Genomic DNA, 26,251 nt, shown 5'->3' with positions numbered 1-26,251 from the left:
TGACTATAGCTTTTCTGCGATTCGTAGTACTGAGCTACGCGAACGAGTATTCTCATCCACTTCATCTTTAGAAGGCTTGATCGCTTTACCAATTGGTTTTAGATCGGCACTGCCTAAAGCTTTAATTTGATCTTCTGTTAGCGGTAAACCGTGAGGAACTTGTGGCCCTTGGCTCTCTTTACGGATGAAGCGCTTAACCATACGGTCTTCAAGAGAGTGAAAACTGATAACAGAAATACGACCTTGAGGAGCAAGAATGCTTGCTGCACCTTTCAGTGCGGTATCGATCTCTTCAAGTTCGCTGTTGATGTAGATACGGAATGCTTGGAAAGCACGTGTCGCTGGGTGCTTTTTCTCTTTGAAGCTCTTTGGAGCGACGTCAGAGATAAGCTTAGCCAGTTGACCAGTACGCGTTAGCGGTTCGTTCTCTTCATTCTCTTGATAAGCGATGATGCCTTTCGCGATACGACGAGCGTGTTTGTCTTCACCGAACTCACGAATAACCCATGTAATGTCATCAAGATCCGCATCAACTAGCCACTGAGAAACCGGAATACCCGTTGTTGGATCCATACGCATGTCTAGCGGCCCATCTTTCATGAAGCTAAAGCCACGCTCAGCATCATCTAGCTGTGGTGAAGAAACACCTAAATCCAGTAAAACACCATCCACTTGACCGACTAAGTCATAACGCTCTGCATATTCAGCCATACCTGAGAATGGGCCGTGAATAATCGTAAAACGAGGGTCATCAATCTTCTGAGCTTCTGCAATCGCTTGTGGATCGCGGTCGATACTAAAGAGTCGTCCATTCTCGCCCAGTTTAGACAGGATTGTACGGCTGTGACCACCACGGCCAAAAGTACCATCGATGTAGGTACCGTCAGGTTTGATCGCAAGTCCGTCAATAGATTCGTTAAGCAATACTGAAATATGTTTGAATGCTTCTGTCATAGTCTTCTCAATGAGTGGATTGAGCCGTTAGTTAGGCAATAATTTGTTCTATTAACGTTTTAGTGTACTGATTTCACGCCGTATCTCCACCATATTGTGTATAGGCTTTGGGAATTTTTGACCCAAGCTTATATCAGGGTGAAGGATTCTAAGGAAATCTAAATAATTTACGTCAATATAAAGCAAAAAACCCATCACTACTGTTAAGTAATGATGGGTTCTTTATATAGGTGGAGTTGACACATACGCCGGGTTCTGTTCCGCTTGCGCGGCGGTAACCATTCGTCTAGGCCTGCAATCGCTCACAGGCTCAAGCAATCTACCCGCCCCCATACGCGAGCAGCGCAATGCGAGGGCCTATTTGATCTTGCTCCGGGTGGAGTTTACCTTGCTACGAACTGTTGCCAGCCGCACGGTGCGCTCTTACCGCACCCTTTCAGCCTTACCTGTGCCTCTTCCGAAGAAATGAGGCCATCGGCGGTCTTCTCTCTGCTGCACTTGTCGTGGGCTCGCGCCCCCCAGACGTTATCTGGCACCCTGCTCTATGGAGCCCGGACGTTCCTCCCCTCTACCAGTCTCCCGAAGGACTTCAACGTCAGTTTCCCGAAGGACCTCAACGTCAGTCTCCCGAAGGACATCAGCAAAGCAGCGATTACCCGTTCAACTCCGAGGGCGGATTGTATAGAGATTAGTGAGCAGTGTCTAGCGAGATCACAAATATGCTGCAAACCTCTAATCGAATGCATGATTTTTACACAATCTAGACAAAAAAAGAGGAATAACGGTAATACCATCATTCCTCAGAAGCTTTTTCAATAAAGGTTATCTACTCTATAAATAGGTATATCAACAAAGAGGTATCTAGTTGTCTAGATGCTCTAAGCCCCATTTGTATAAAGCGTTCTTTTTCAGATTGTAGATTTCTGCTGTCATCGCCGCCGCTTTTTTAAGGGGTAACTCTTTGGTTAGAATACCAAGGGTGCGAGTTGCTTCGTCTGGCAGATCGGTGCTCGCCTCTTCACGGTGACCATGGATCAGCAACACCATCTCACCACGTTTGCGGTTCGAGTCTTCTTCTATCCATTCAATCAACTCACCTAATGGTAAACCTTGAATGGTTTCAAATGTCTTGGTTAGCTCACGAGCCAACACGACCTCACGGTCTGGTCCTAAGATCTCTAGCATGTCCTGCAGAGAATCCGTAATACGGTGCGGTGATTCGTAGAAAATACATGTGCGCTCTGCTTTTGCAATCTCTAAGAACTTATCTTTGCGCCCCTTACTCTTTGGTGGCAAGAAGCCTTCAAAGCTGAAACGATCCGACGGTAAACCTGACGCACTTAGTGCGGTAATCACAGCACAAGCACCAGGAAGTGGCACAACTCTCACACCCGCTTGACGACATTGTGAGACAAGATGGTAACCTGGATCACTGATTAAAGGAGTACCCGCATCAGAGACTAATGCGATAGACTGACCTTCTAATAACCTTTCGACTAGAACTTGTGCTTTAGTTTGTTCATTATGATCATGTAAAGCGAACGTTCTGGTTGATATATTGAAGTGAGCAAGCAGCTTACCCGTGTGGCGTGTGTCTTCGGCTGCAATAACATCGACACTTGATAAAATTTCAATTGCTCTTTGAGTGATATCTCCCAAATTTCCGATTGGGGTTGGCACAATGTAGAGAGTTGGGCTCTCTGTGAGCAAGGTTTTGTTATCTGTCATTTGTTTACCATCACTTCAACGATTAATATAGATACAAATTTATACGGAATTTAAAGAACTCATGGCAACGATGAACCATAAGAGACTCAGTGTACCACGCTTACTAACTCCAATTGCATTAGCAATTACATTGGCGGCTTGTTCTTCAGGTCCTCAAGCACCAACGCGTGTTGATATTACACTAGATCCAGCGCAATCAACTGAAAGTTACATGATGCAGGCGGATAGTAGCAAAGGAAGTCTACAAAACGACTGGTTAATCATGGCACTTAAGGCTTCTGTGCAAGCTGGAAAAACCGATCAAGCGACTCTGCTTATCAAGCGCTTAGCCAAACAAGAGCTGAGTGAAATTCAACAAGCAGAATGGCAATTAGCTCGCGCTCAACTGCTGGTGAATAACTCGCAACCACAGCAAGCGTACAGCCAGCTGAACTTTCAGCCTTGGTGGAAGCTTCCGAACGAGCAGTGGAAAGATTATCACGAGCTACGCGCTAACATTTCTGAAATGCAAAACGAGTATTTCGAAGCAAGCCGTGAGTTAGTCCTTTATTCAGAATACGTAGACGCTGATGACGAAAGCCAACAGATAACTGCCGACCGTATTTGGCAGAACCTGAATAGCTACTCTCAATATGAGATTCTAGAACTTAAGACTTCTCCGACAGAAGACGTTCTAGCAGGTTGGTTACAACTGGCTATTTATATGAAGACGCTGAACTCTAACCTTCCAGACCTACAGAAAACCCTGTCTGATTGGCTGGCTGAGAACCCTCGTCATCCTGCAGCAACCTACACACCTCAGGCGATCACTGACATATTGGCGCTAGAGATCAGCAAACCAACCAGCACTGCGCTATTACTGCCGCTCACGGGTAAGTACGGCAAGCAAGCACAGCTTGTGCGTGATGGTTTCATCTTTGCGATGATGAATGACAAAGAGCGCGAAGAAAACGCAACGCTAACGGTTATGGACACCAACGTACAAAGTGCTGCTGAAATTAAAGCGACACTGGAAGAGAACAAGGTAGATTTCATCGTTGGCCCGCTGATTAAGAGCAATATTACCAAGCTTCAGCAAGCGCAGAAAAACCACGAAAATTCGATTCCAGCTTTAGCTCTAAATATTCCGACGCAGCTAGAACCTGATACCAATATTTGCTATCTCGCTCTATCGCCAGAGCAAGAAGTCGCTCAGGCAGCGAAACACCTTTTTGCTCAAGGCTACAAGTACCCGCTTATTCTTGCGCCAAAAGGGCGTTTAGGTGACCGCGTTAAGCAAGCGTTTGAGAAAGAGTGGAAAAAATACAGCAACAACGAAGTCGCGATTACCTTATTCTCTGACAAGCGCCAACTTCAGCGCAATGTGAATCAGGTATTCGGCTTACAAGAGAGCCAACAACGTATCGCTCAAATGGACGGGCTACTTAACCTAGACCTAGAAACTGAACCGCGCAGCCGTCGTGATATCGACTCTGTTTACATTGTGGCGAAGAACTCAGAGCTTACGTTGATTAAGCCTTTCATTGAAGTCGCGATTAATCCAGATGCTGACCAACCAGCCTTGTTCTCAAACTCACGCAGCAACAGCGGTGACAAGCAGTACGAAGATCTAACGGGTGTGTTCTACAGTGACATCCCACTATTAGTTGAGAGCAAGAACGAACTTAACAAAGAGCTAAACGACCTATGGCCTGCACATTCAAACGGCCAAAAACGTCTGCAAGCACTGGGGATGGATGCCTACTACCTTATGGATGCATTGCCACAGATGAAAGCCGTACAGGGTTACCGCATTCCAGGTGAAACCGGCGTGTTAACCATCGACAACAACTGTGTTGTTCAACGTGAAATCAGCTGGGCAGAGCATGGGGCTTTTTAGCCGAAAGTTCCTGTCCAAACCAACAATCACCCACAAACAAGTGGGTGATAAATACGAGACCGTGGCTAAAAATTTTTTAGTTGGCCACGGATTATCGTTAATTCAAGAAAACTTCATAGCTAAATGTGGCGAGATTGATCTTATAATGCGCCATAACAACACGGTTGTGTTTGCTGAGGTAAAATACCGCAAGCAAACCCGCTACGGACATGCCGCCGAAATGGTGACAGCAAAGAAGTCACAGAAGCTGCTCAAAACAGCCAATGTTTGGCTTATGCAGCAAGGCTTGTCGGTGCACTCTACAGATTTCAGGTTTGATATCGTTGCCATAGAAGGGCCGAATGACAATATCGACTGGATTCAAAACGCGATTACCCAAGGATAAACATGCTAGACAGCATTAAAGAAAGTTTTACAGAAAGTATTCAGATCCAAATTGCGGCTGCAGAAGCACTGCCAGACGCAATCACGCATGCCGCTCAAGCCATGGTTGCGACCTTGCTTAACGGAAACAAAATTCTTTGTTGTGGCAATGGTGGTTCGGCGTCGAATGCTCAGCAATTTGTATCGTGCCTACTTAATCGCTTTGAAACAGAGCGCCCTAGCCTCCCAGCAATGGCTCTCACAGCAGACAACACCACGCTAACGGCAGTAGCCAACGACTATCACTACGAAGAGATCTTCTCTAAGCAGGTACGTGCGTTTGGTCAAACTGGCGATATTTTACTGGCTATCTCTACTAGCGGTAACAGCAAAAACATCATCAAAGCGATGGAAGCAGCGGTAACACGTGACATGACGATCATCGCCTTTACGGGTAAAGATGGTGGTGAGATGGCAGGCTTACTTGGCGAACACGATGTAGAAATTCGTATCCCTTCACACCGTACAGCACGCATTCATGAAGTACACATGGTGACACTGCATTGCCTATGTGACCTAATCGATCAAGTACTCTTCCCTGCTCACGAAGAGTGATATACGGAGCATCACAATGAAATCATTAACCTCTATGAGGCTGTTTAAGCTGATTAGTGTTTCGCTACTTACACTGTCCCTGTCTGGTTGTGCTGGCATTTTCATTGCTGGTGCTGCAACCACAGCGAACTTAGTCACTGACACACGAACCACCAAACAAATCTGGAACGATAACAATATCGAATTTGAAGTCGCAGCCATCACCAACAAGCAGCCATATCGTGGCAACGTTCGTATCACAGCGAGCTCTTACCGAGGTTCGGTTGTATTGATGGGGCAAGCAACCACTGACTCAGAGCGTCGCGCGTTTGAAAACCAAGCCAAAGAAGTGGCAGGTGTAGAAAGCATCCATAATCAGGTGCGAGTAAAAGAGCCATTGACCATCAGTGCCATTAGTAATGACAGCTGGATTACTACCAAGGTGAAGTCAGCCCTTCTAGCAAACGCTGATCTCAACGGTATCAAGGTTAAAGTCATCACTGAAGATTCAGAGGTGTTTTTACTTGGGTTAGTCTCTCGAGAGCATGCTGATATCGCGACAGAAGTTGCGCGTAATGTTTCAGGCGTAAAGCAGGTGATTCGAGCGTTTGAATATGGCGAAGAAGAGACGGCCGTTAACTAGCCTTAAGCCAACCAATTAAATGCTATTTAGCAGAAAAGAAAAAGCAGCGACGAGTCGCTGCTTTTTTATTTGAGTCGTTATTTAGCTAACGTTATTTGATAACACGAAGGCTTGGGCGACCTTTTGCTGGACGAGGAGGCTCAGGATCTGAGTCAGGCTCTTCAGCATCTACGTCTGCCGTTGCTACGCTCAAAGATGGGCCTTTCTCTTGTTCTTCAAAAGGACTTTCTTCAATCCCTTCTTCAAAAGATTCCATGTAAGCCTCTTCAGGTTCAAACATGGTACCAGCACCATTCTCACGAGCATAAATCGCTTGTACTGCGTAAAGCGGCACGATCACAGAGTGTGGACGACCACTAAAGCGAGCACTAAACGTCACAGCTTCGTTACCCAGTTCAAGTTGTCCAACCGCACGAGGCGCGATGTTCAGAATGATCTGACCATCTTGAACAAACTCTTCTGGAACTCTTACACCCGGTAATGTTGCTTCAACAACAAGGTGTGGAGTTAATTCGTTATCAACCAGCCATTCATAAAATGCACGAAGCATATATGGTCGGCGTGGAGTCATATTTGAAATATCCATAAACGCTTAGCGAACGAGTCGCATCTCACGCTCAGCTTCAGTTAGAGAAGCTAGGAATGAATCACGTTCGAATACGCGGTTCATGTAAATCTTAAGCTCTTTAGAACCAGGGCCAATTAATTCGATACCAAGCTCAGGTAAACGCCATAGTAGCGGAGCTAGGTAACAATCAATTAGGCTAAATTCTTCGCTCATGAAGTATTCATACTCAGCGAAGATAGGAGCAAGAGTCAGTAGGTCGTTGCGCAGTTTAACGCGAGCTGCTTCAGATTCTTCAGCGTTGCCTTTAACGATCTTCTCTGCAACTGAATACCAGTTACGCTCAATGCGGTACATCATTAGACGACTATTACCACGAGCAACCGGGTATACAGGCATCAACGGTGGATGAGGGAAACGCTCATCTAAGTACTCCATAATGATCTTTGAGTCATATAAAGCAAGCTCACGATCAATAAGAGTAGGTACTGATTTGTACGGGTTCAGTTCAACAAGCTCTGCTGGTAGATTTTTTTCATCAACCAACTCAACTTCAACACTTACGCCTTTTTCAGCAAGAACAATGCGCACCTGATGGCTATACATATCAGAAGCACTTGAGAAAAGAGTCATTACAGAACGTTTATTGGCAGCTACAGCCATGGAGCCCTCCAGTACACTTTAAATAAAAACAATGGAGGCCTAAAGCCTCCATTGAACATTAACATAATTTGGGAATTAGCACGGTATTATAGCATAATTAGTGCACATCACGCCAATACTCTTTCTTCAGCAAAATCACGATGATAGTGAAGATTACTAAGAAGGCCATTACCCACCAACCCATTGCATGACGCTCAAGTTGAACTGGGTCGCCCGAGTAAACCAAAAAGTTAACAAGGTCACGAACTGCTTCGTCGTATTCACCAGCACTTAATTCACCAGAACCGTCAGTTTCAGTGCCAACAACAGTTGTCACTTCCTCGCCATCTACCATATGAGTATCGTAGATTGGTGTTGGAATACCTTGCAGCTCTTCAAGAACGTGCGGCATACCAACACTTGGGAAAACAATGTTGTTCACGCCAAACGGACGAGATGGGTCTTCATAGAAGGTACGAAGGTACGTGTATAGCCAATCTGCGCCACGAACACGAGCAACCAAAGTTAGATCTGGAGGCGGAGCACCAAACCAACTTGCCGCTTGATCAGAGGGCATAGCATTAACCATCAAGCTACCGATTTTCGCTTCAGGGTCGAAAATCAGGTTTTCCTTCATTAGATCTACAGGGATCTCTAAATCATTCGCAACACGTTCATAACGCTGGTACTGCGTTGAGTGACAAGCAAAACAGTAGTTCATGAACATCTTAGCGCCATTTTGCAATGAGGCTTTATCTGTTAAATCATTGTTTGCTTTATCTAATGGTACGCTTGCACCCGCTGCCATCGCCAGTGACGGCAACATAGCAAATAAAATTACAATCCACTTTTTCATTTGAATGTCACCCTTTCTGGTAATGGTTTCGTCGCTTCATTTTTACTGTAGAACCACAGTAGAACGAAGAACATGAAATAACCTAAGCTAAAGATCTGAGCCAGTAGCGTATACGTTGGCGTTGCTGGAAGCGCACCAAGTACACCAAGCGCAATAAAGCTTATTGTGAATTGGATGATGTTAATCAAATGCAGTTTGCTACGGTAACGGTAAGAACGCACTTTACAACGGTCGAACCATGGCAGTAGGAATAGCACAACAATAGATGCACCCATTGCAACTACACCTATCAGCTTATCAGGAACAGCACGAAGTACAGCGTAGAACGGCGTGAAGTACCAAACTGGAGCAATATGCTCAGGTGTTTTCAGTGGGTTAGCAGCTTCGAAGTTAGGCGGCTCAAGGAAGTATCCACCCATCTCTGGGTTAAAGAACAGCACGTAACAGAACAAGAATAGGAAACCAGCAACACCGACCATATCTTTCACCGTCCCGTATGGGTGGAAAGGAACAGAGTCAATGATGTCGTATTTCTTAGTGTAATCCTTGTGGAATGGGAACTGAGTTTTGTAGTCGTCGCCCATTGTGCCTTTAGGAAGCTTAGTCTCGATACCGTCTGGGTTATTCGAACCCACTTCGTGCAGTGCTAGTACGTGAAGTACGATAAGCAGCAGAAGTACAATTGGTAGAGCGATAACGTGCAGTGCGAAGAAACGGTTCAGCGTTGCACCTGAGATGATGTAATCACCACGGATCCAAAGTGTTAGGTCATCACCAATAACAGGAATCGCCCCAAACAGAGAAATGATTACCTGAGCACCCCAGTAAGACATTTGACCCCATGGTAGTAAGTAACCCATGAAAGCCTCAGCCATAAGCACTAAGAAGATCAACATACCGAAGAGCCAAAGTAGCTCACGAGGCTTTTGGTAAGAACCGTAGATTAGACCACGGAACATATGCAGGTAGATAACCACGAAGAATGCCGAAGCACCTGTCGAGTGCATGTAACGCAGTAACCAGCCGTATTCCACATCACGCATGATGTATTCAACAGATGCAAATGCGCCATCACCAGACGGAACGTAGTTCATTGTTAGCCAAATACCTGTAAGGATTTGGTTAACCAGTACCAACATTGCCAAAGAACCGAAAAGGTACCAAAAGTTAAAGTTCTTAGGCATTGGGTATTCAGATAAATGCTTTTTATAAGCATTCATTGCGGGTAGACGTTTTTCTACCCAATCAAGCAATCCTTGCATTATGCGTCTCCCTCGTCCACACCGATCATGATCTTAGTGTCACTCAAATACATATGCTTTGGCACTACAAGGTTCAATGGGGCTGGTACGCCTTGGAATACTCGACCTGCCATATCAAACTTTGAACCATGACAAGGACAGAAGAAACCAGACTTAACGCCCTGAACTTGTTCTGCAAAAGAATCTGGCAGGTAAGTTGGAGAACAACCTAAGTGCGTACAGAAACCAACAGCAATGAAGAACTCCGGCTTAATAGAACGAAACTCGTTCTGTGCGTAGTCTGGTTGTTGTTCAGTTTCAGATTGAGGGTCACGAAGTTGACCACCGATCGCTTTTAGGTTCTCTAGTACCGACTCAGCACGGCGTACAACCCATACAGGTTTACCTTGCCACTCGACACGAACCATTTGTCCCGGTTCTAACTTACTGACTTCCACTTCCACCGGCGCGCCCGCAGCTTTCGCTTTGGCACTCGGGTTCCATGATTTAATAAAAGGCACGGCTACAGCAGCTGCTCCCAAACCACCAACAACGGCTGTTGTTGCGGTTAAGAAACGCCTGCGACCGTTATTTAAAGGCGCGTTGCTCATCCAAACATTCTCCCATTTGCTCCTTATGGATTGAAATAATTCCGATTAAAGAGCATGGCTAACAAAATATGTATTTAGTTCTATTTATTGACGGCAAATGATAAATAAAACCCTACTTTTTGACAAGATAAAGCTACCTTTTTGTAACAATCATGAGGCAAAGCGCACATTGGGTTACAAAAGCTTTCAAAATATAAGAATTTAGGAATAAAACGAGGAGGGGGAAGCGTTTAGCGGGAGCCAGAAAGACAAAAAGCCCGGCATATAGCCGAGCTTTGAACCACAATTCCAGTAATAAAACTGGTCGCGTGTATTTTTCGGTAAGGAAAAATTAACGCTTAGAGAATTGAGGTTTACGACGTGCTTTACGTAGACCAACTTTCTTACGTTCAACGCAACGAGCGTCACGCGTAACATAGCCAGCTGCACGTAGAGCAGGACGTAGAGTTTCATCGTATTCCATAAGAGCACGAGTGATACCGTGGCGGATTGCGCCAGCTTGACCTGAAATACCACCACCAGAAACAGTGATGTAAAGGTCAAGTTTCTCAGTTAGTTCAACTAGCTCAAGAGGTTGTTTAACAACCATACGAGAAGTTGGACGACCGAAGTAAACATCAAGGCTACGCTTGTTGATTACGATCTCACCAGAGCCTGGTTTGATGAAAACACGAGCTGCTGAGCTTTTGCGACGACCAGTGCCGTAGTATTGATTCTCTGCCATTGTCTTAATCCCCAATTAGATGTCTAGTACTTGTGGTTGTTGAGCAACATGGTTGTGCTCAGTACCAGCGTATACTTTAAGCTTACGGTACATCGCGCGGCCTAGAGGACCACGTGGAAGCATACCTTTAACTGCTAGTTCAAGAACCATTTCTGGTTTCTTAGCAATTAGCTTTTCAAAAGTGATAGTCTTAAGACCACCTGGGAACTCAGAGTGACGGTAGTAAACCTTACCCTTAGCTTTGTTACCAGTCACAGCTACTTTCTCAGCGTTAACAACGATGATGTAATCACCAGTGTCTACGTGAGGAGTGTATTCTGCTTTGTGCTTGCCGCGTAGGCGAGAAGCGATTTCACTTGCTAGACGGCCAAGAGTTTTGCCTTCAGCGTCTACAACATACCAGTCGCGTTTTACAGTTTCTGGTTTAGCAACGAAAGTTTTCATGCTAATAATTACCTATTTAAAAAATTTACACTTAAGGAATACTCGCGTATTCCCACTGTCTAAGAGTTACCATCATCACCCCTTCGAGTGTTGGAAAACTCTTGGCATAACGTGATTTTACTCATCGCTAGAGGCCCGCAGTAACGGTAGGTCGCAGGATTATAGAGAAGAGCGAAGAAAAAATCACCTCTTTTTGAACAAAATCACGATTTTTTTAATTCTCTTTCTTATTCGACATAATCAAAGCTAACTTAAGTGTTCTTTTGCCAAATATTCATGGCTCTGCATTTCGATTAAACGCGACTGACAACGTTTAAACTCAAATTCTAACTGACCATGGGTATATAGCTTTTCTAGCTCCACTTCCGCTGAAATAATCAATTTCACGTTACGCTCATAGAACTCATCAACTAACGCAATAAAGCGTCTTGCTGCGTCATCTGAAGTCGCGCCCATTTGCAACACATCAGCCAGCAGAACCGTGTGATAAACCCTAGACAGTTCAATATAGTCATTCTGGCTGCGAGCCGACTGACAAAGCTGAGCAAACGTACCATGTAGCACACCATCGCTCGCTTCGACTACATCCAGTTGACGGTAATTGACCTCAATCTGTTTGAGTTTCTCTTTATCTTCACCAACGAGCTGCGCGTAATATGTTTCGAGGTTGATGTTCGCTTGGCTATCTAGCGGGTAATGATAGATCTCAGCCTGTTCTAACGTACGAAGACGATAATCGATTCCGCTATCGACATTAAGAATATGGCAATTGCCTTGAATAAGCTTAATAGCGGGTAAGAAGCGAGCTCGCTGCAACCCGTTACGATACAAATCCGCAGGTGGAATATTAGAGGTCGCGACTAAGATAACCTTGCGAGCGAATAACTCTTGGAACAAAGTGCCTAAGATCATGGCATCCGTGATGTCTGAAACAAAGAATTCATCAAAACAGATAATATCCGCTTCTTCTTTCAACTTATCTGCGACTAAAGGCAACGGGTCGCTAACATTACCTAGCGCCCTTAGCTCATCATGGACTCGATACATAAAGCGGTGAAAGTGAACACGCATTTTTTTTGTGGTCGGTAAGGCATCGTAGAACGTATCCATTAAGTACGTTTTACCGCGCCCGACACCACCCCAAAAATAGAGGCCTTTTGGTGGCTCTGGCAGCTCTGGCTTTTTGCCCATTAATTTCTGGAATCGAGTCAGTTGAGGAATAGGCGTATTCATGTAATCTTGGAATTGATGAAAGAGTTCATCTAAAGATTTAACGGCTTGCTCTTGCGCTGGATCTCTTTGAAATCCATGTTCTTTTATATCTTGTTCGTATTTTTTAATGGGATTCATGACGACATTTCCACAATGAAAGCAATATCAGACAGCAAATAAAAATGAGCCCAAACAGTACGAGATATGTCGCTATGCGGTGAATAATGCAGCATCAAACTGCTAACTAGCGCACACGCATTTCTCTTTATACTGCGGCTTTCTCATAGTACCATGGAGCCGTATCACGTGTAACTAAGCAGTAACAAACATGTTAAAAAACAATAATAAGGAGCTGTTATGCCTTGGATGTATGCCGTTGCCGGTTTACTAGTCGGAGTTATTTTAGGGGTCGCTATTTCTCGTCTCATGACACCTGAATACAAAAAACAAAAGAACGTACAGAAAGAATTAGATAGCGCGAAGTTTGCCCTTGAACAGCAGCGACAAGAGCTAGCTGACCACTTTGCGAAATCAGCAGAAATGTTGGACACCTTAGGTAAGGACTACACAAAACTGTACCAACACATGGAAAAAACAAGCTCAGAGCTGATCCCTAACCTGCCAGAGCAAGATAATCCATTTGTGAAAACAGCCGCAGCCCATTCGGACAAATCACAAGACAAGCCTTCAGTTAAAGAGGCGACACTTGAAGAACAACCGAAAGATTACGCTAATGGCGCAACGGGTTTATTTACAGAGCAGAAGAAAGAAATCATGGATGCTCCCGATGTTGTAACAGCAAAAGCATCGTAAACATTTAACACTTCTGTGAACTTTACAAAGGTTTTTGAGTCATAACTTTCACTCAGGTCATTTGAAACTTCTCATACTTATTAAACGTATAAGAGGGTTAAGACCTAAACTAGAGAGGAGTTTATGATGAAAAAACCTTTGCTTGCTTTATCGGTACTGACTTTAAGCTTAAGTTCAATCATCACCCCCATTCAAGCAACGGCCGCACTGCCATTAAGTGTGGGTAATGAACAATTACCAAGCCTTGCACCTATGCTTGAACAAGTGACCCCCGCTGTGGTTAGTATTGCCGTAGAAGGCAAACAGGTACAACGTCAGCAAATCCCTGAACAATTTCAATTCTTTTTTGGTCCAGAACAAACACGAGAACGCCCATTCCGCGGGCTAGGTTCTGGTGTGATCATTGATGCCAAGAAAGGCCATATTGTTACCAATTACCATGTCATCAATGGTGCCGACGATATCAAAGTAAAACTTCATGATGGTCGAGAGTACGATGCCGAGCTCATCGGCGGCGACCAGATGTCGGATATCGCGCTATTAAAACTTGAAACAGCCAAGAACCTTACCCAGATAAAAGTCGCAGACTCCGACCAATTACGAGTTGGTGACTTTAGTGTGGCTATCGGCAACCCATTTGGACTCGGTCAAACCGTGACATCCGGTATCGTTTCGGCATTGGGTCGTAGCGGCCTAAACCTAGAAAATTTTGAAAACTTCATTCAAACCGATGCAGCCATAAATAGTGGCAACTCTGGCGGTGCGTTAGTGAATCTCAACGGTGAGCTGATTGGTATCAACACGGCTATCCTTGGCCCTAACGGAGGCAATGTCGGTATCGGCTTTGCAATCCCATCCAATATGATGAAAAACCTGACAGAACAAATTCTCGATTTCGGTGAAGTAAAACGCGGTATGCTAGGTGTTCAAGGTGGAGAGGTCACCTCTGAATTGGCCGAAGCGCTTGGTTATGAGTCCAGCAAAGGTGCCTTTGTCAGCCAAATTGTACCCGACAGTGCTGCAGACAAAGCCGGACTGAAAGCGGGCGATGTCATTGTCTCTATTAATGGTAAGCGCATTGATACTTTTAGCGAGTTAAGAGCCAAAGTCGCAACTCTCGGCGCAGGTAAACAGATCGAACTTGGTGTCGTTCGTGACGGAAAGAATAAGACCTTTGATGTGACTCTGGGTGAATCAACCAATAGTAAGACACAAGCTGAAAAGCTCCATGAAGGACTTGCCGGTGCAGAGCTCACCAACACAACCGACAGCGACTCAACGACAGGCGTCAAGGTATCAAGTGTCGCTCAAGGTTCGCCAGCAGAAGCCTATCAACTCCTTAAAGATGACATCATCATCGGGGTAAACCGCCAATCCGTTAAGAACCTTGCTGAATTTAGAAAGATTCTTGAAAAACAACCTGGCGTGTTGGCACTTAATATCCAAAGAGGCGACAGGACTATCTATTTAGTTATTCGATAGTCATACGTCAGCGCAATTACAGGGAGGCTCAGTAAGTTTGCTTTAAACTTACTCAGTCTCCCTTTTCTTTAGATCAATCAAAATGCTATGCTTCACTCGTAATCAAGTCAGTCATCCATTGACGGATGCTTCATACCTAACTTGTTGAAGAGGGAAACATGCTGTCCTTTCTATTTCGTTCTATTTCCCTTGGACTCGTTTCAGCGGCACTTATTCTTCTCGCATTTCCGAGCTTAAGGCCAGCTATAGTTTCAGATGTCACTAGTCCTCAAGTCGATAATATTGGCTCTCTTCAGATCTCATTTAACCAAGCGGTGCGACGTGCTGCACCCGCTGTGGTCAATATTTATAGCCGTAAATACGCAGAAAGCGATCGCAATAAGCTACTGACTCAAGGTTTGGGTTCAGGGGTCATTGTTAGCGAAAAAGGCTACATCATTACCAACTTTCACGTTGTTGCTCAAGCCGACCAAATAGTTGTGGCACTTCAAGACGGACGAGTAGCCGCCGCACAGCTTGTCGGTTCAGACAAGCGCACCGACATCGCGATACTCAGAGTCAGCGGTGACAACTTACCAGTGATTCCACTGAACCAAGATTACACTGCAAATGTCGGAGATGTGGTTCTCGCTATCGGTAACCCGTATAACCTAGGCCAAACCACAACCTTTGGTATTATCTCGGCAACCGGTCGCTCTTCAATCAGTGCCGATGGTCATCAAGCCTTTATCCAGACCGATGCGGCAATCAATGAAGGTAACTCCGGTGGTGCACTTGTCAATTCACAAGGTGAGTTAGTCGGTATCAATACCGCGTCTTTCCAACAAGCAACCGACATGGAAACTTACGGGATTTCATTTGCTATCCCCTACCCACTTGCGAATAAAATCATGCAAAAAATCATCGCTGATGGTCGTGTGATTCGTGGTTATATTGGCATAGACGGACAAGACATCAACTCGGTGACGTCACGCTTACTCGGCAATAAGAATATCGGCGGTATTGTGGTACTAGGGATAGACCCGAATGGTCCTGCGGCTGATGCAGGCTTTGAAGCACAAGATATTATTATCAGCATAAATAACACCCAGATTAGTGGACGACAGAGCGTAATGGACATTGTTACTGATCTGCGCCCAGGAACTGTCATTGATGTTGGTGTATTGCGCAAAGGTGAAAACAAGACCCTCAAGGTGACTATCGCTGAAGATACACGCCTGTAGCCTATATACGTATGTTGATTGCTAACATGAAGTTAGCGACCCCACACTGTTAAACTTCCAGACACAAAAAACCCAGCTCTTAAGCTGGGTTTTCTTTTATCAATCAAGCCAATTATAAACTCAATGAAAACTAGTTATATAACTAAGCGTCATAGCTAAGTGTCATAACTAAGCGTCGCTAGGTTCATCGATATCAATGCGCGTCACTCGTTGTAGTCCTCTTGGTAGTAAACCACCACGACGACCACGTTCACCACGGAAGTTTTCAAGATCCGCAGGTTTCAAGCCAAGCTTGCGTTTACCCGCGTAGATAGTCAGCGTTGCATTCTCAGGGATAGCCATTAGATGCGAGACAAACTCTTCACGCTCTTTTGCTTTCGCAGAAGGGATATTAATGATCTTGTTACCCTTACCTTTGCTCAATTGAGGTAGGTCTTTAATCGGGAACAACAACATACGACCTTGGTTAGTAATCGCCAGAATCTGGTTAGTGTCCAAGTCAGCAATCGGGCTTGGCAACATCACTTCTGAAGCTTGAGGCAAGTTAACCAGCGCTTTACCGCTCTTGTTCTTAGACAACAGATCGCTACCTTTACAAACAAAACCATAACCCGCATCAGAACCGACTAACCACAGCTGTTCATTCTCTCCCATCACCACTTGGCGAATAGAAGTACCAGGGCTGACATTCAAGCGGCCTGTAATTGGCTCACCTTGGCTTCGTGCCGATGGCAGTGAGTGAGATTCAAGGGAGTAGCTTCGGCCATCACTGCCGAGGAACACCGCTTGTTGGTTACTCTTACCCTTAGTGCTTGCTAAGAATTTATCACCTGATTTGTAGTTCAAGCCTTCAGCGTCAACTTCATGCCCTTTAGCATGACGAATCCAACCTTTTTCAGACAACACAACCGTAATTGGTTCGCTTGGTACTAAATCACGTTCTGTTAGCGCTTTCGCTTCAGCACGCTCAATCAACGGTGAGCGACGATCATCGCCGTATTTATCTGCATCTGCTTGGATTTCTTTTTTGATCAGCGTATTCAAGCGACGCTCTGAACCTAATAGCTTTTCAAGCTTTTCACGTTCAGCTTCAAGCTCTTCTTGCTCAGCTCGAATTTTAAATTCTTCTAACTTAGCTAAGTTACGAAGTTTAATATCGAGAATTGCATTGGCTTGAACTTCAGAAATGTTGAAACGGTTCATCAAAACAGGACATGGTTCGTCTTCTGTTCTAATGATTTCAATCACTTCATCAATATTTAGATAAGCGGCAAGTAAGCCTTCTAAGATGTGCAAACGTGCCAGTACTTTATCTAAACGGTACTGCAAACGACGGCGAACCGTTGTACGACGGAACTCAATCCACTCTTTCAGGATTTGAACTAAGCCTTTAACTTGAGGACGGTTATCTAAACCAATCATATTCAAGTTAACGCGGAAATTTTTCTCTAAATCCGTCGACGCGAATAAGTGACTCATCAGCTGGTCACAGTCGATACGGTTTGAACGAGGAACCACGACGATACGCGTTGGATTCTCGTGATCTGATTCATCACGCAAGTCGTCAACCATAGGCAGCTTCTTAGCTCGCATCTGGTTCGCAATTTGCTCAAGTAACTTCGCACCTGACACTTGATGAGGTAAAGACGTGATAACAATATCAGAGCCTTCCTTGTGCCATACCGCGCGCATCTTGATGCTGCCACGGCCTGTACGGTAGATCTTTTCGATGTCCGACTTCGGCGAAATAATTTCAGCTTCTGTCGGGTAATCTGGGCCTTGAATGAAACCCATCACATCTGGAAGTTCAGCTTTCGGCGTATCAATCAAATGAATCGCCGCGTTCGCCACTTCACGTACATTGTGAGGCGGGATGTCGGTCGCCATACCAACCGCAATACCTGTGATGCCGTTAAGCAAGATATGAGGAAGACGTGCTGGCAACATCTGAGGCTCTTTCATCGTGCCATCAAAGTTGGGTTGCCAATCAACGGTGCCCTGACCTAATTCACCAAGCAGAACTTCAGCAAACTTCGACAGTTTTGCCTCGGTATAACGCATAGCAGCGAACGATTTCGGGTCATCCGGTGCACCCCAGTTACCTTGACCATCCACCAATGGGTAGCGGTAAGAGAAGGGTTGCGCCATCAGTACCATCGCTTCGTAACAAGCAGAGTCACCGTGTGGGTGGTACTTACCTAGAACGTCACCAACGGTACGAGCTGATTTTTTATATTTCGATGCAGCGGATAGGCCTAGCTCAGACATCGCATAGATAATACGACGCTGTACTGGCTTCAAGCCATCACCGATATAAGGCAATGCACGATCCATGATCACGTACATTGAGTAATTTAAATAGGCATCTTCGGTGAACTTGCGCATTGGCAACTGTTCAACGCCATCATATGTAATTTCGTTAGACATCCATTATACCTCGGCCATATCACCGTTAGTCTGTAGCCATGTACGGCGATCATCTGCACGTTTCTTACCAAGCAGCATGTCCATCATCTCGTTGGTCGCGTCGTTGTCATCAATCGTTAATTGGACAAGACGACGAGTATTTGGATCCATAGTGGTTTCACGTAACTGAAGTGGGTTCATTTCACCCAGACCTTTAAATCGTTGCACGTTGATTTTGGCTTTCTTCTGCGATAGTCGCTCAAGCACACCATCTTTCTCTGAGTCATCGAGTGCGTAGAACACTTCTTTACCGCAATCGATACGATACAGAGGAGGCATTGCCACATAGATATGACCCGCTTCAACCAAAGCATGGAAATGACGAGTAAATAGTGCACATAGCAGTGTCGCGATATGAAGACCATCCGAGTCCGCATCGGCAAGGATACAGATCTTACCGTAACGCAGGCCTGACAAATCATCGTTATCCGGGTCGATACCCAGAGCAACTGAAATATCATGTACTTCTTGTGAAGCCAATACTTGGTCTGCTGACACTTCCCACGTATTTAGGATCTTACCGCGAAGTGGCATAACCGCTTGGAACTCACGATCACGTGCTTGTTTAGCAGAACCACCCGCCGAGTCCCCTTCCACGAAGAAGATTTCGGTACGGCTTAAATCTTGAACCGAACAGTCGGTTAGCTTACCCGGCAGTGCTGGACCAGAAGCAATCTTTTTACGTACAACCTTTTTGCTTGCGCGCATACGACGATGTGCGTTAGCAATACAAGCTTCTGCAAGTAATTCTGCTAGTTGAGGCTTTTCATTCAGCCACAAGCTGAAAGCATCCTTCACCACACCAGAAACAAACGCAGCAGTTTGACGAGAAGATAAGCGCTCTTTTGTTTGACCTGCAAATTGTGGATCTTGCATCTTCACCGATAGAACGTAAGAACAACGGTCAAAGATGTCATCACCCGTCAACTTAACGCCACGAGGGAGAAGATTACGGAATTCACAGAACTCACGCATTGCATCAAGCAGACCTTGTCGAAGACCGTTTACGTGTGTACCACCTTGCTTAGTTGGTACTAAGTTCACGTAACTTTCGGTGATCATATCACCGCCTTCTGGCTGCCAAATGATCGCCCAGTTCGCCATTTCAGTTTCAGCAACGAATTCGCCAACATAAGGTTCTTCAGGCAATAAGGTATAACCTTTCACACCTTCAGCAAGGTAGTCTTTTAGACCGTCTTCATAGAACCATTTATGTTCTTCACCGCCAACCTTGTCGATAAAGGTGATTTCTAAACCTGGGCAAAGTACGGCTTTAGCTCGCAGGTTATTAATAAGGCGTAAAACAGAGAACTTAGAGCTATCGAAGTATTTTGGATCTGGCCAGAAATGCACGGTAGTACCGGTATTGCGGTGACCACAAGTGCCCGTAACCGTAAGGTCAGTTACGGCATGACCACCCTCAAGGGCGATTTCATGTACCTGACCGTCACGGCGAACCGTTACTTCAACACGTTTTGACAGCGCGTTTACCACCGAGATACCTACCCCGTGCAAACCACCTGAAAACTTATAGTTGTTGTTTGAGAATTTACCGCCTGAGTGGAGCTTAGTTAAAATCAGCTCAACACCCGAGATGCCTTTTTCAGGGTGGATATCAACCGGCATACCACGGCCATCATCGGTAACTTCTAACGATTGGTCAGCATGAAGCACAACTTTAATTTTCTTAGCATGTCCCGCTAGTGCTTCATCGACCGAGTTATCAATGACTTCTTGGGCAAGGTGGTTTGGTCTTTCTGTCTCTGTATACATTCCCGGGCGGTGTCGCACGGGATCGAGACCTTCAAGTACCTCGAGGTCTTTTGCATTATATTGTTCAGTCATAATACGGAGTTTACTCAAAAAGTTTGCGTCTGTTCGCTGGCTCTAGTTTCACTAAAGCAGAATCATTACTATGAACCTTCATAGTAGAGCGAACGAGCGAAGTATTGGGGAATATAGTCTGGAAGCTGAGTAATGATGTCAAGCTAGTTCAAAAACTAAGACATCAAACTATGATATTTCACCATTGATAGATGAAATAACAGGCAAACAAGAGAAAATCACTCTGTTGATGAAACAGATTAGAGGTTTAGAAAAGTGACGATTTGTTGTGGATAACGTTCAAAATCAACAAAGCTATGATCCCCGCCCTCTTCTACTGTCTGTGTCGCACCTTGGTACTTCTCTACCGCTTGTCGGTAATCCAGAACTTCGTCTTCCGTTTGCTGAAGTAACCAGAAGTCACTCGGCTTAGCGATAGCCGGAACCTCTAACGCCTTCAGTTCATCTATATGCTTTGTTTCCAGCACATATCGTTCATCTGTGTATGGGTTTACTTGCTCACCTAAATAATCAGCAAGAAGCTCATACGGCTTCACGGCTGGATTTACAACCACCGCCTTGAAACCATAATGACTATTTAGCCATGTTGAAAGATAGCCACCCAACGAGCTACCGACTAACGCGATTTGATATTGATCTTTATACTGCTCCACCAGCTGCTGTAAATGCAGAGCTGCTTGCTGAGGGAAGCTCGGTAGTTGAGGCGTCACAACTTTAATATCAGCGCGATGCTTCGCACAGTAACCAGCCATTACGTTCGCTTTGTGAGAACGTGATGAACTGTTAAAACCGTGAATATAGAGAAGCAACGATGGCTTAGCGGCTTGCTGATTAAAGTCCGGCATATTAGTAACCACCGGCATCAAAGTCTGGCGAGAACTGCCCATTAGGCAAGCGGCGAACCTGCGTAGTTACCGTTCCATCTTGGTGTAATTCAATCTCTCGCCAGCCGGGAGATAAAGTATCAACCGCAAAGTCGTTCGAGTTTGGTTTGAATTGAACACAAGTCGATGGGGTTGCCATGACTTGTACACCATGATGATTGCGATTCATGTCTTGATGAACGTGACCACAAAGTACCGCTTTCACATTGGAGTGCTGTTGAACCACATCCCAAAACTGCTCAGCATCTTTCAGGTTATGTTGATCAAGCCACGCACTACCGACCAGTAAAGGGTGGTGGTGCAGCAAAACCAAGGTGTTACGCTCAGGGAATTCAGTCAGCTTTTGTTCTAGTAGATCAAGCTGTTGATCACTAAGGCGCCCGTGAGGTACACCCACCACTTGCGAGTCCAGCATAACCATCTGCCAGTTATCGCCTAGCAAGACATGCTCAACACACTGTATTTGTGGTGATGGTAAAACACTGCCCATATTAGGCTTGAAGTCATGGTTCCCGGGTAGCCAGTAACATGGCTTTTCCAAAGGCTTTATCCCTGACTCAAATTTCTGGTACGACTCAGCACTGTGATCTTGAGAGATATCACCAGTTGCTAGAACCGCTTGATAGTCAAAGCCCTGACTAACAATGCCATCGACTACAGCACGAAAGCTATCTTGAGTGTTGATGCTTAATAAGCTGCCATTGCTCGGCGCAAATAAATGCGTGTCCGTTAGCTGCACAAGCTTAATAGTGCTCTCATCAAATTTTGAAGTGTGTGATAATTCCAAAATAACAAATCCAGATACGTTACTGTTTAGACTTTAAAAGTGTTGTTTAAGTAGGTTCAATTAAAAGGCAATTGGGGTTCGGCTGATACCCGTTTTTAAACAAAACGTTAACCATTCCCCAAGAAATTTATTCAATTGAAATTTCTCGTCCTTTTGCAAAAGCTTAGTGTTGGGGTAGTCATATTTCGCTTTGACTCGCGAAAAATCCCCGCTAGCGCACACTTCTGCAACTCGAGCGTCGTGATATAGCCTGACAGACATTTTTGGCAAAGGAAACACTGGCATCGCGTCACTCTGACATATATCTATTAAAGTGGTGTATTTTGTGACCTCATTCACTGTCAATTGATACACCATATTAACGGCTTGGTAACAGCGAACGTCACCAACCTCATGCCCAACCGGTAACAGAGCGTTAAGTTTGGCATAGTTAGTCTCGTAAACTCGCATCAATTCAGCAAGATCAACATGATACGGTTTTTTGACTGCTATATTTGGCATGACGTTAATCTATCCACTCTGACTGTAATTCTTGGTAGTTCAATTGTAGCCACTGTAGTGCAATGATCGTGGCGCCATTTTCAAACACACCGTCTTTTACCAACTGATAAGCCGCTTCGCGACTCATCACTTGCACACGAATGTCCTCACCTTCGTAGTCCAATCCGTGTACCCCTTTGGCTGTCGTTGCATCAACACAGCCAACAAATACGTCGAGCTTTTCTGAACAACCGCCAGATGAAGGGTAATACGAAGTGATAGGCAATACAGATCCGACTTCAACGCCCGCTTCTTCCATCGCTTCACGTCGGGCGACATCTTGTGGTGATTCATCGGTATCAATAATCCCAGCAACAATTTCGTATTGCCATGGGTTCTCATGCTCTAGAGCACCAACACGGATCTGTTCAACGATCACCACTTCATCACGAATAGGATCATAAGGTAACAAAGCGGCAGCATGTCCACGTTCAAACATCTCGCGCTCTATTGGTTGGCTCCAGCCCCCCTCAAACAGCTTATGTTTAAATGTGTATTTAACCATTTTGAAAAAACCACGAAACAGCGTCTCTTTTGAGACTATTTCCACATCTTGAGGAGTAAACTCATGTCGTTGATTGTCATACTGTTGCATTTGGTACCTCACTAAGTGATCTTTATAGTTTACTCATTGTCCGAGTTAACTACCAAGGATAAGGTTCAACTTTTTATATAAAATTTATAATTAAAGTTAAGTTTTAAAAAATAAATATTGCACAAGTGGATAGTTAAATGTAAAAAAGTGCAAAGTTTCGAGTAAATTACCACCAAACTGGGTTAAACTCTTTTGAAGAAAATTCCATTAAAGGCAGGAATAGGAAAATGAAAAAACTGCTTCCACTATTTATCAGTGCAGCAATCGGCAGCCTGAGTTCATCAGCTTTTGCTGATACGCTAGCTGAAGTTTACGACCAAGCAAAACAGAACGATCCACAACTTCTTCGTTCCGCAGCGCAGCGCGATGCCGCTTTTGAAGCAGTAACGTCAAGCCGTAGTGATTTGCTACCACAAATTGATTTAAGAGCTAACTACGATATCAACCGTGGTGATTTAAGCGATAAAAACAATGACAATAACCAATGGGGAGCTGGGATTTACTTTTCTCAAGAGCTCTACCAACGCTCTTCATGGATCACGCTAGATACGGCAGAGAAAACTGCTCGCCAATCTGATTCAGCGTACGCGGCAGAGCAACAAGCTTTGATCCTACGTGTAGCAACGGCATACTTTGAAGTACTTCGAGCTCAAGATAACCTAGAATTTGTTCGTGCAGAGAAAGCCGCTGTTGCTCGTCAGCTAGAACAAACAAAGCAGCGCTTTGAAGTAGGTCTTTCAGCAATCACCGATGTACATGATGCACAAGCTCAGTACGATGGCGTTTTAGCTGATGAAGTTTTAGCAGAGAACACTCTGATTAATAACTACGAAGGTCTACGTGAGATTACAGGTCAGGAACACTCTAACCTAAGCATCCTAGACACTGATCGTTTCTCAGCAAGCAAATCTTCTGAATCTGCAGCAGCACTTGTTGAACAAGCAGAGCAAAAGAACCTGAGCCTTTTAGCATCTCGTATTTCTCAAGATGTAGCGAAAGATAACATCACACTAGCAAGTTCTGGTCACCTACCAAGCTTGACGTTAGATGGTAGTTACTCTCTTGCGGATCAATCAAATAGCTCAAATAATTACGACCAAGATAACCTAAACCTAGGTTTGAACTTAGTTGTACCTCTATATACAGGTGGTAATACAACTTCTTTGACTAAACAGGCTGAATACAACTACGTTGCAGCAAGTGAAGATCTAGAAGCCACTTATCGTAGCGTTGTAAAAGACGTTCGTGCATTCAATAACAACATAACAGCTTCGATCGGCGCTCTACGCGCTTACGAACAGTCTGTTGTCTCTGCTCAGTCTGCTCTAGAAGCAACAGAAGCAGGTTTTGATGTAGGTACTCGTACTATCGTTGACGTACTAGATTCGACTCGTCGTCTATACGATGCCAACAAAAACCTTTCAGATGCTCGTTACAACTACATCCTAAGTGTGCTTCAGCTTCGTCAAGCCGTCGGTACGCTAAGCGAACAAGACATTGTTGATGTAAACGCAGGTCTAAAAGTAGCAAGTAAGTAATTCTTAATTACTCAGTTACCGTTACAAAAATGCCGCTCATTGAGCGGCATTTTTATTATCTATTGAAAGCTAGATTTACTACCTAACTAAAGACTTAAGGCTAGCAAACCAGAAGGCTAAGAACTAACCTCGACCGCCTTTAATCGCTTTAATGATTTCAGTCGTAGAGCAACCATCTTCAAAGTTAAGTACTTTCACTTCACCACCAGCCGCAATCACTTCTTCACCACCAGCAATCTCTTCAGGTTTGTAATCACCACCTTTCACTAGAATGCTTGGTAGAACCTCAGAGATCAAACGTTGAGGTGTATCTTCGGAAAACGGAACCACCCAATCAACAGCGCCTAAGCCAGCCAATACCGCCATACGACGATCAGTTGGGTTCACAGGGCGACCTGGACCTTTCAAACGTTTGACTGATTCATCGGTATTCACTGCAACGATCAAACGATCACCCAGCTCAGCCGCGTGGTTCATGTAAGAAACATGGCCGGCATGCAGAATATCAAAGCAGCCATTGGTCATAACCACTGTCTCGCCTTTCGCACGAGCACGCTTCACCGCTTCAACTAGTGCGGCTTCAGAGATCACGCCGTAGTCAGTGTCTTGGCTACCATGAATCGCTTCTGCTAATTCAATCGTAGACAACGTCGATGTACCAAGTTTGCCAACTACCACACCAGCCGCAGCGTTCGCTAATGCACACGCTTCATCCAATGGCTTACCAGCAGCCACAGAAGCCGCGAGTACCGAGATCACCGTATCACCCGCACCTGTCACGTCATACACTTCTTTCGCTTGAGTCGGCAAGTGGAATGGCTCTAAACCTTTGCGAAGCAAAGTCATACCATGTTCGCTGCGCGTTACCAACAAAGCCTCGAAATCAAACTCTTCGATTAACGCGAGTCCTTTTTCGATCATTTCATCTTCAGATTTTACTTTGCCCGCAACCAACTCGAACTCAGCCATATTTGGCGTAAGCAAAGTCGCACCACGGTAACGTTCAAAGTCTGCGCCTTTCGGGTCAATGAATACCGGAACCTTTGCCGCACGTGCTTTTTGAATGAAGCTCTGCACATGCTCCAAGGCACCTTTTGCGTAATCAGATAGGATTACCGAACGTACATTAGGAAGCGCTTGCTCCATGCGAGACAAAACAAGCTCGGGATCCGTGTTCTCAAATTTGTCTTCAAAATCAAGGCGGATTAGCTGTTGTCCTCGGCTCATCACTCGCAATTTAGTGATGGTTGGATAATCCTCTAACTCAACGAAATCACATTTAACTTTTAGTGCACCTAGGGTGTTTTTTAACACCTCAGCAGGCTCATCTTTTCCAGTCAAACCAACGATATGAGCATGCCCACCAAGAGAGGCAATATTCATTGCTACGTTGGCAGCACCACCAGGACGCTCTTCGTTATTTTCTACTTTCACAACGGGTACAGGTGCTTCTGGTGAAATACGGCCAGTTGGGCCATACCAGTAACGGTCAAGCATTACGTCACCGACAACAAGAACGCCTGATTGGCTGTAGTCAGGTAGAATTGGTTTCATTATGGATCTCCAAAAATCGAATCTGGCTAGAGTCTAGCACACTGATTACAGTGGCTAAACCATATAAA

25 protein-coding genes and 1 other RNA gene are annotated in these 26,251 nt (G+C 44.9%); 8 read left to right on the top strand and 18 right to left on the bottom strand.

Annotated features, from left to right (window positions below; genetic code table 11):
• Positions 1-3: 3 nt before the first annotated feature.
• The 3 genes from rsmH to rsmI form a co-directional block, all read right to left on the bottom strand.
• Positions 4-954, bottom strand: a complete 951-nt coding sequence (rsmH, locus tag AC3CH4_RS02115; protein ID WP_054547822.1) for a 16S rRNA (cytosine(1402)-N(4))-methyltransferase RsmH — start codon at positions 952-954, stop codon at positions 4-6.
• 228 nt (positions 955-1,182) lie between these two features.
• Positions 1,183-1,622, bottom strand: an RNA gene (gene rnpB, locus AC3CH4_RS02110) — RNase P RNA component class A.
• Between the two features lie 193 nt (positions 1,623-1,815).
• Positions 1,816-2,682 carry a 16S rRNA (cytidine(1402)-2'-O)-methyltransferase gene (rsmI, locus tag AC3CH4_RS02105; protein WP_004735998.1) on the bottom strand — a complete coding sequence of 289 codons (867 nt, stop codon included), beginning with the start codon at positions 2,680-2,682 and terminating at the stop codon, positions 1,816-1,818.
• Between the two features lie 61 nt (positions 2,683-2,743).
• On the opposite strand from rsmI, the gene AC3CH4_RS02100 reads away from it, so the two are divergent.
• The 4 genes from AC3CH4_RS02100 to AC3CH4_RS02085 are packed head-to-tail and all read left to right on the top strand — an operon-like array spanning position 2,744 to position 6,161.
• Positions 2,744-4,561: a penicillin-binding protein activator gene (locus AC3CH4_RS02100; protein WP_488543229.1), complete on the top strand. Its 1,818-nt coding sequence runs from the start codon at positions 2,744-2,746 to the stop codon at positions 4,559-4,561.
• Positions 4,548-4,946, top strand: coding sequence for a YraN family protein (locus tag AC3CH4_RS02095; protein WP_065207225.1), 399 nt, complete (start codon positions 4,548-4,550; stop codon positions 4,944-4,946). The genes AC3CH4_RS02100 and AC3CH4_RS02095 overlap by 14 nt, the downstream gene beginning before the upstream one ends.
• Positions 4,947-4,948: 2 nt before the next feature.
• Positions 4,949-5,539, top strand: coding sequence for a phosphoheptose isomerase (locus AC3CH4_RS02090; RefSeq protein ID WP_004729817.1), 591 nt, complete (start codon positions 4,949-4,951; stop codon positions 5,537-5,539).
• A gap of 16 nt (positions 5,540-5,555) precedes the next feature.
• On the top strand, positions 5,556-6,161 hold the full coding sequence (locus AC3CH4_RS02085) for a BON domain-containing protein (RefSeq protein WP_004729818.1): 606 nt from the start codon (positions 5,556-5,558) through the stop codon (positions 6,159-6,161).
• Positions 6,162-6,252: 91 nt separating this feature from the next.
• On the opposite strand, the gene sspB is transcribed toward AC3CH4_RS02085, so the two are convergent.
• From sspB to zapE, 8 genes are all read right to left on the bottom strand, one after another.
• The gene (gene sspB / locus AC3CH4_RS02080; RefSeq protein ID WP_004729819.1) at positions 6,253-6,732 is read right to left on the bottom strand and encodes a ClpXP protease specificity-enhancing factor; all 480 of its coding nucleotides are present in this window, start codon (positions 6,730-6,732) and stop codon (positions 6,253-6,255) included.
• A gap of 21 nt (positions 6,733-6,753) precedes the next feature.
• Complete coding sequence (gene sspA / locus AC3CH4_RS02075) at positions 6,754-7,389, bottom strand: stringent starvation protein SspA (RefSeq protein WP_010434700.1); 636 nt, start codon at positions 7,387-7,389, stop codon at positions 6,754-6,756.
• A 97-nt stretch (positions 7,390-7,486) separates the two neighbouring features.
• Entirely contained in the window at positions 7,487-8,224 is a 738-nt protein-coding gene (locus tag AC3CH4_RS02070; protein WP_054547824.1) for a cytochrome c1, read from the bottom strand.
• Positions 8,221-9,486 carry a cytochrome b gene (locus tag AC3CH4_RS02065; RefSeq protein WP_004729830.1) on the bottom strand — a complete coding sequence of 422 codons (1,266 nt, stop codon included), beginning with the start codon at positions 9,484-9,486 and terminating at the stop codon, positions 8,221-8,223. Before AC3CH4_RS02065 ends, AC3CH4_RS02070 begins: the two co-directional genes overlap by 4 nt.
• Positions 9,486-10,076, bottom strand: coding sequence for a ubiquinol-cytochrome c reductase iron-sulfur subunit (petA, locus tag AC3CH4_RS02060; RefSeq protein ID WP_017072804.1), 591 nt, complete (start codon positions 10,074-10,076; stop codon positions 9,486-9,488). The genes AC3CH4_RS02065 and petA overlap by 1 nt, the downstream gene beginning before the upstream one ends.
• 331 nt (positions 10,077-10,407) lie before the next feature.
• Entirely contained in the window at positions 10,408-10,800 is a 393-nt protein-coding gene (gene rpsI / locus AC3CH4_RS02055) for a 30S ribosomal protein S9 (protein ID WP_004740758.1), read from the bottom strand.
• A 15-nt stretch (positions 10,801-10,815) separates the two neighbouring features.
• On the bottom strand, positions 10,816-11,244 hold the full coding sequence (gene rplM, locus AC3CH4_RS02050) for a 50S ribosomal protein L13 (RefSeq protein ID WP_010434689.1): 429 nt from the start codon (positions 11,242-11,244) through the stop codon (positions 10,816-10,818).
• A 246-nt stretch (positions 11,245-11,490) separates the two neighbouring features.
• Entirely contained in the window at positions 11,491-12,594 is a 1,104-nt protein-coding gene (gene zapE / locus AC3CH4_RS02045) for a cell division protein ZapE (RefSeq protein ID WP_488543228.1), read from the bottom strand.
• Positions 12,595-12,813: 219 nt separating this feature from the next.
• Between zapE and zapG the strand changes: the two genes are divergently transcribed.
• From zapG to degS, 3 genes are all read left to right on the top strand, one after another.
• Positions 12,814-13,269: a Z-ring associated protein ZapG gene (zapG, locus tag AC3CH4_RS02040; RefSeq protein ID WP_017077673.1), complete on the top strand. Its 456-nt coding sequence runs from the start codon at positions 12,814-12,816 to the stop codon at positions 13,267-13,269.
• Positions 13,270-13,395: 126 nt separating this feature from the next.
• Complete coding sequence (locus tag AC3CH4_RS02035; protein WP_488543609.1) at positions 13,396-14,751, top strand: Do family serine endopeptidase; 1,356 nt, start codon at positions 13,396-13,398, stop codon at positions 14,749-14,751.
• Between the two features lie 158 nt (positions 14,752-14,909).
• Positions 14,910-15,974: an outer membrane-stress sensor serine endopeptidase DegS gene (gene degS, locus AC3CH4_RS02030; protein ID WP_065681782.1), complete on the top strand. Its 1,065-nt coding sequence runs from the start codon at positions 14,910-14,912 to the stop codon at positions 15,972-15,974.
• 168 nt (positions 15,975-16,142) lie between these two features.
• On the opposite strand, the gene parC is transcribed toward degS, so the two are convergent.
• From parC to nudF, 6 genes are all read right to left on the bottom strand, one after another.
• Positions 16,143-18,401 (bottom strand): DNA topoisomerase IV subunit A, encoded by a 2,259-nt coding sequence (gene parC, locus AC3CH4_RS02025; RefSeq protein WP_488543227.1) that lies wholly within the window; start codon positions 18,399-18,401, stop codon positions 16,143-16,145.
• 3 nt (positions 18,402-18,404) lie between these two features.
• Entirely contained in the window at positions 18,405-20,285 is a 1,881-nt protein-coding gene (parE, locus tag AC3CH4_RS02020) for a DNA topoisomerase IV subunit B (protein WP_017077669.1), read from the bottom strand.
• 239 nt (positions 20,286-20,524) lie between these two features.
• Positions 20,525-21,130, bottom strand: coding sequence for an esterase YqiA (gene yqiA / locus AC3CH4_RS02015; protein WP_488543226.1), 606 nt, complete (start codon positions 21,128-21,130; stop codon positions 20,525-20,527).
• A gap of 1 nt (position 21,131) precedes the next feature.
• Complete coding sequence (gene cpdA, locus AC3CH4_RS02010) at positions 21,132-21,956, bottom strand: 3',5'-cyclic-AMP phosphodiesterase (RefSeq protein WP_488543225.1); 825 nt, start codon at positions 21,954-21,956, stop codon at positions 21,132-21,134.
• Between the two features lie 60 nt (positions 21,957-22,016).
• Positions 22,017-22,457, bottom strand: coding sequence for a DUF1249 family protein (locus tag AC3CH4_RS02005; protein ID WP_008222561.1), 441 nt, complete (start codon positions 22,455-22,457; stop codon positions 22,017-22,019).
• Positions 22,458-22,461: 4 nt separating this feature from the next.
• Positions 22,462-23,091, bottom strand: a complete 630-nt coding sequence (gene nudF / locus AC3CH4_RS02000; RefSeq protein WP_065207220.1) for an ADP-ribose diphosphatase — start codon at positions 23,089-23,091, stop codon at positions 22,462-22,464.
• 227 nt (positions 23,092-23,318) lie between these two features.
• Between nudF and tolC the strand changes: the two genes are divergently transcribed.
• A complete protein-coding gene (gene tolC, locus AC3CH4_RS01995) occupies positions 23,319-24,629 on the top strand; it encodes an outer membrane channel protein TolC (RefSeq protein ID WP_065207219.1) in 1,311 nt (436 codons plus the stop codon).
• Between the two features lie 123 nt (positions 24,630-24,752).
• Here the strand turns inward: tolC and hldE are convergent, their stop codons facing one another.
• The gene (gene hldE, locus AC3CH4_RS01990) at positions 24,753-26,183 is read right to left on the bottom strand and encodes a bifunctional D-glycero-beta-D-manno-heptose-7-phosphate kinase/D-glycero-beta-D-manno-heptose 1-phosphate adenylyltransferase HldE (protein WP_114632966.1); all 1,431 of its coding nucleotides are present in this window, start codon (positions 26,181-26,183) and stop codon (positions 24,753-24,755) included.
• Between the last annotated feature and the right edge of the window lie 68 nt (positions 26,184-26,251).

The organism is Vibrio sp. QJM3NY_26, from assembly GCF_057786005.1.
The sequence above is the reverse complement of the archived record's forward strand: the minus strand, read 5'-3'. Positions and strand labels throughout refer to the sequence as shown.

Coding starts and splice junctions, on each gene's coding strand:
- AC3CH4_RS02005 (WP_008222561.1), bottom strand. CDS start 22,457: ATGCCAAATATAGCAGTCAAAAAACCGTATCATGTTGATCTTGCTGAA.
- parE (WP_017077669.1), bottom strand. CDS start 20,285: ATGACTGAACAATATAATGCAAAAGACCTCGAGGTACTTGAAGGTCTC.
- petA (WP_017072804.1), bottom strand. CDS start 10,076: ATGAGCAACGCGCCTTTAAATAACGGTCGCAGGCGTTTCTTAACCGCA.
- hldE (WP_114632966.1), bottom strand. CDS start 26,183: ATGAAACCAATTCTACCTGACTACAGCCAATCAGGCGTTCTTGTTGTC.
- AC3CH4_RS02035 (WP_488543609.1), top strand. CDS start 13,396: ATGAAAAAACCTTTGCTTGCTTTATCGGTACTGACTTTAAGCTTAAGT.
- degS (WP_065681782.1), top strand. CDS start 14,910: ATGCTGTCCTTTCTATTTCGTTCTATTTCCCTTGGACTCGTTTCAGCG.
- AC3CH4_RS02070 (WP_054547824.1), bottom strand. CDS start 8,224: ATGAAAAAGTGGATTGTAATTTTATTTGCTATGTTGCCGTCACTGGCG.
- parC (WP_488543227.1), bottom strand. CDS start 18,401: ATGTCTAACGAAATTACATATGATGGCGTTGAACAGTTGCCAATGCGC.
- AC3CH4_RS02065 (WP_004729830.1), bottom strand. CDS start 9,486: ATGCAAGGATTGCTTGATTGGGTAGAAAAACGTCTACCCGCAATGAAT.
- rplM (WP_010434689.1), bottom strand. CDS start 11,244: ATGAAAACTTTCGTTGCTAAACCAGAAACTGTAAAACGCGACTGGTAT.
- rsmH (WP_054547822.1), bottom strand. CDS start 954: ATGACAGAAGCATTCAAACATATTTCAGTATTGCTTAACGAATCTATT.
- nudF (WP_065207220.1), bottom strand. CDS start 23,091: ATGCAACAGTATGACAATCAACGACATGAGTTTACTCCTCAAGATGTG.
- zapE (WP_488543228.1), bottom strand. CDS start 12,594: ATGAATCCCATTAAAAAATACGAACAAGATATAAAAGAACATGGATTT.
- AC3CH4_RS02085 (WP_004729818.1), top strand. CDS start 5,556: ATGAAATCATTAACCTCTATGAGGCTGTTTAAGCTGATTAGTGTTTCG.
- sspA (WP_010434700.1), bottom strand. CDS start 7,389: ATGGCTGTAGCTGCCAATAAACGTTCTGTAATGACTCTTTTCTCAAGT.
- zapG (WP_017077673.1), top strand. CDS start 12,814: ATGCCTTGGATGTATGCCGTTGCCGGTTTACTAGTCGGAGTTATTTTA.
- rsmI (WP_004735998.1), bottom strand. CDS start 2,682: ATGACAGATAACAAAACCTTGCTCACAGAGAGCCCAACTCTCTACATT.
- rpsI (WP_004740758.1), bottom strand. CDS start 10,800: ATGGCAGAGAATCAATACTACGGCACTGGTCGTCGCAAAAGCTCAGCA.
- sspB (WP_004729819.1), bottom strand. CDS start 6,732: ATGACTCCACGCCGACCATATATGCTTCGTGCATTTTATGAATGGCTG.
- tolC (WP_065207219.1), top strand. CDS start 23,319: ATGAAAAAACTGCTTCCACTATTTATCAGTGCAGCAATCGGCAGCCTG.
- AC3CH4_RS02100 (WP_488543229.1), top strand. CDS start 2,744: ATGGCAACGATGAACCATAAGAGACTCAGTGTACCACGCTTACTAACT.
- yqiA (WP_488543226.1), bottom strand. CDS start 21,130: ATGCCGGACTTTAATCAGCAAGCCGCTAAGCCATCGTTGCTTCTCTAT.
- AC3CH4_RS02095 (WP_065207225.1), top strand. CDS start 4,548: ATGGGGCTTTTTAGCCGAAAGTTCCTGTCCAAACCAACAATCACCCAC.
- AC3CH4_RS02090 (WP_004729817.1), top strand. CDS start 4,949: ATGCTAGACAGCATTAAAGAAAGTTTTACAGAAAGTATTCAGATCCAA.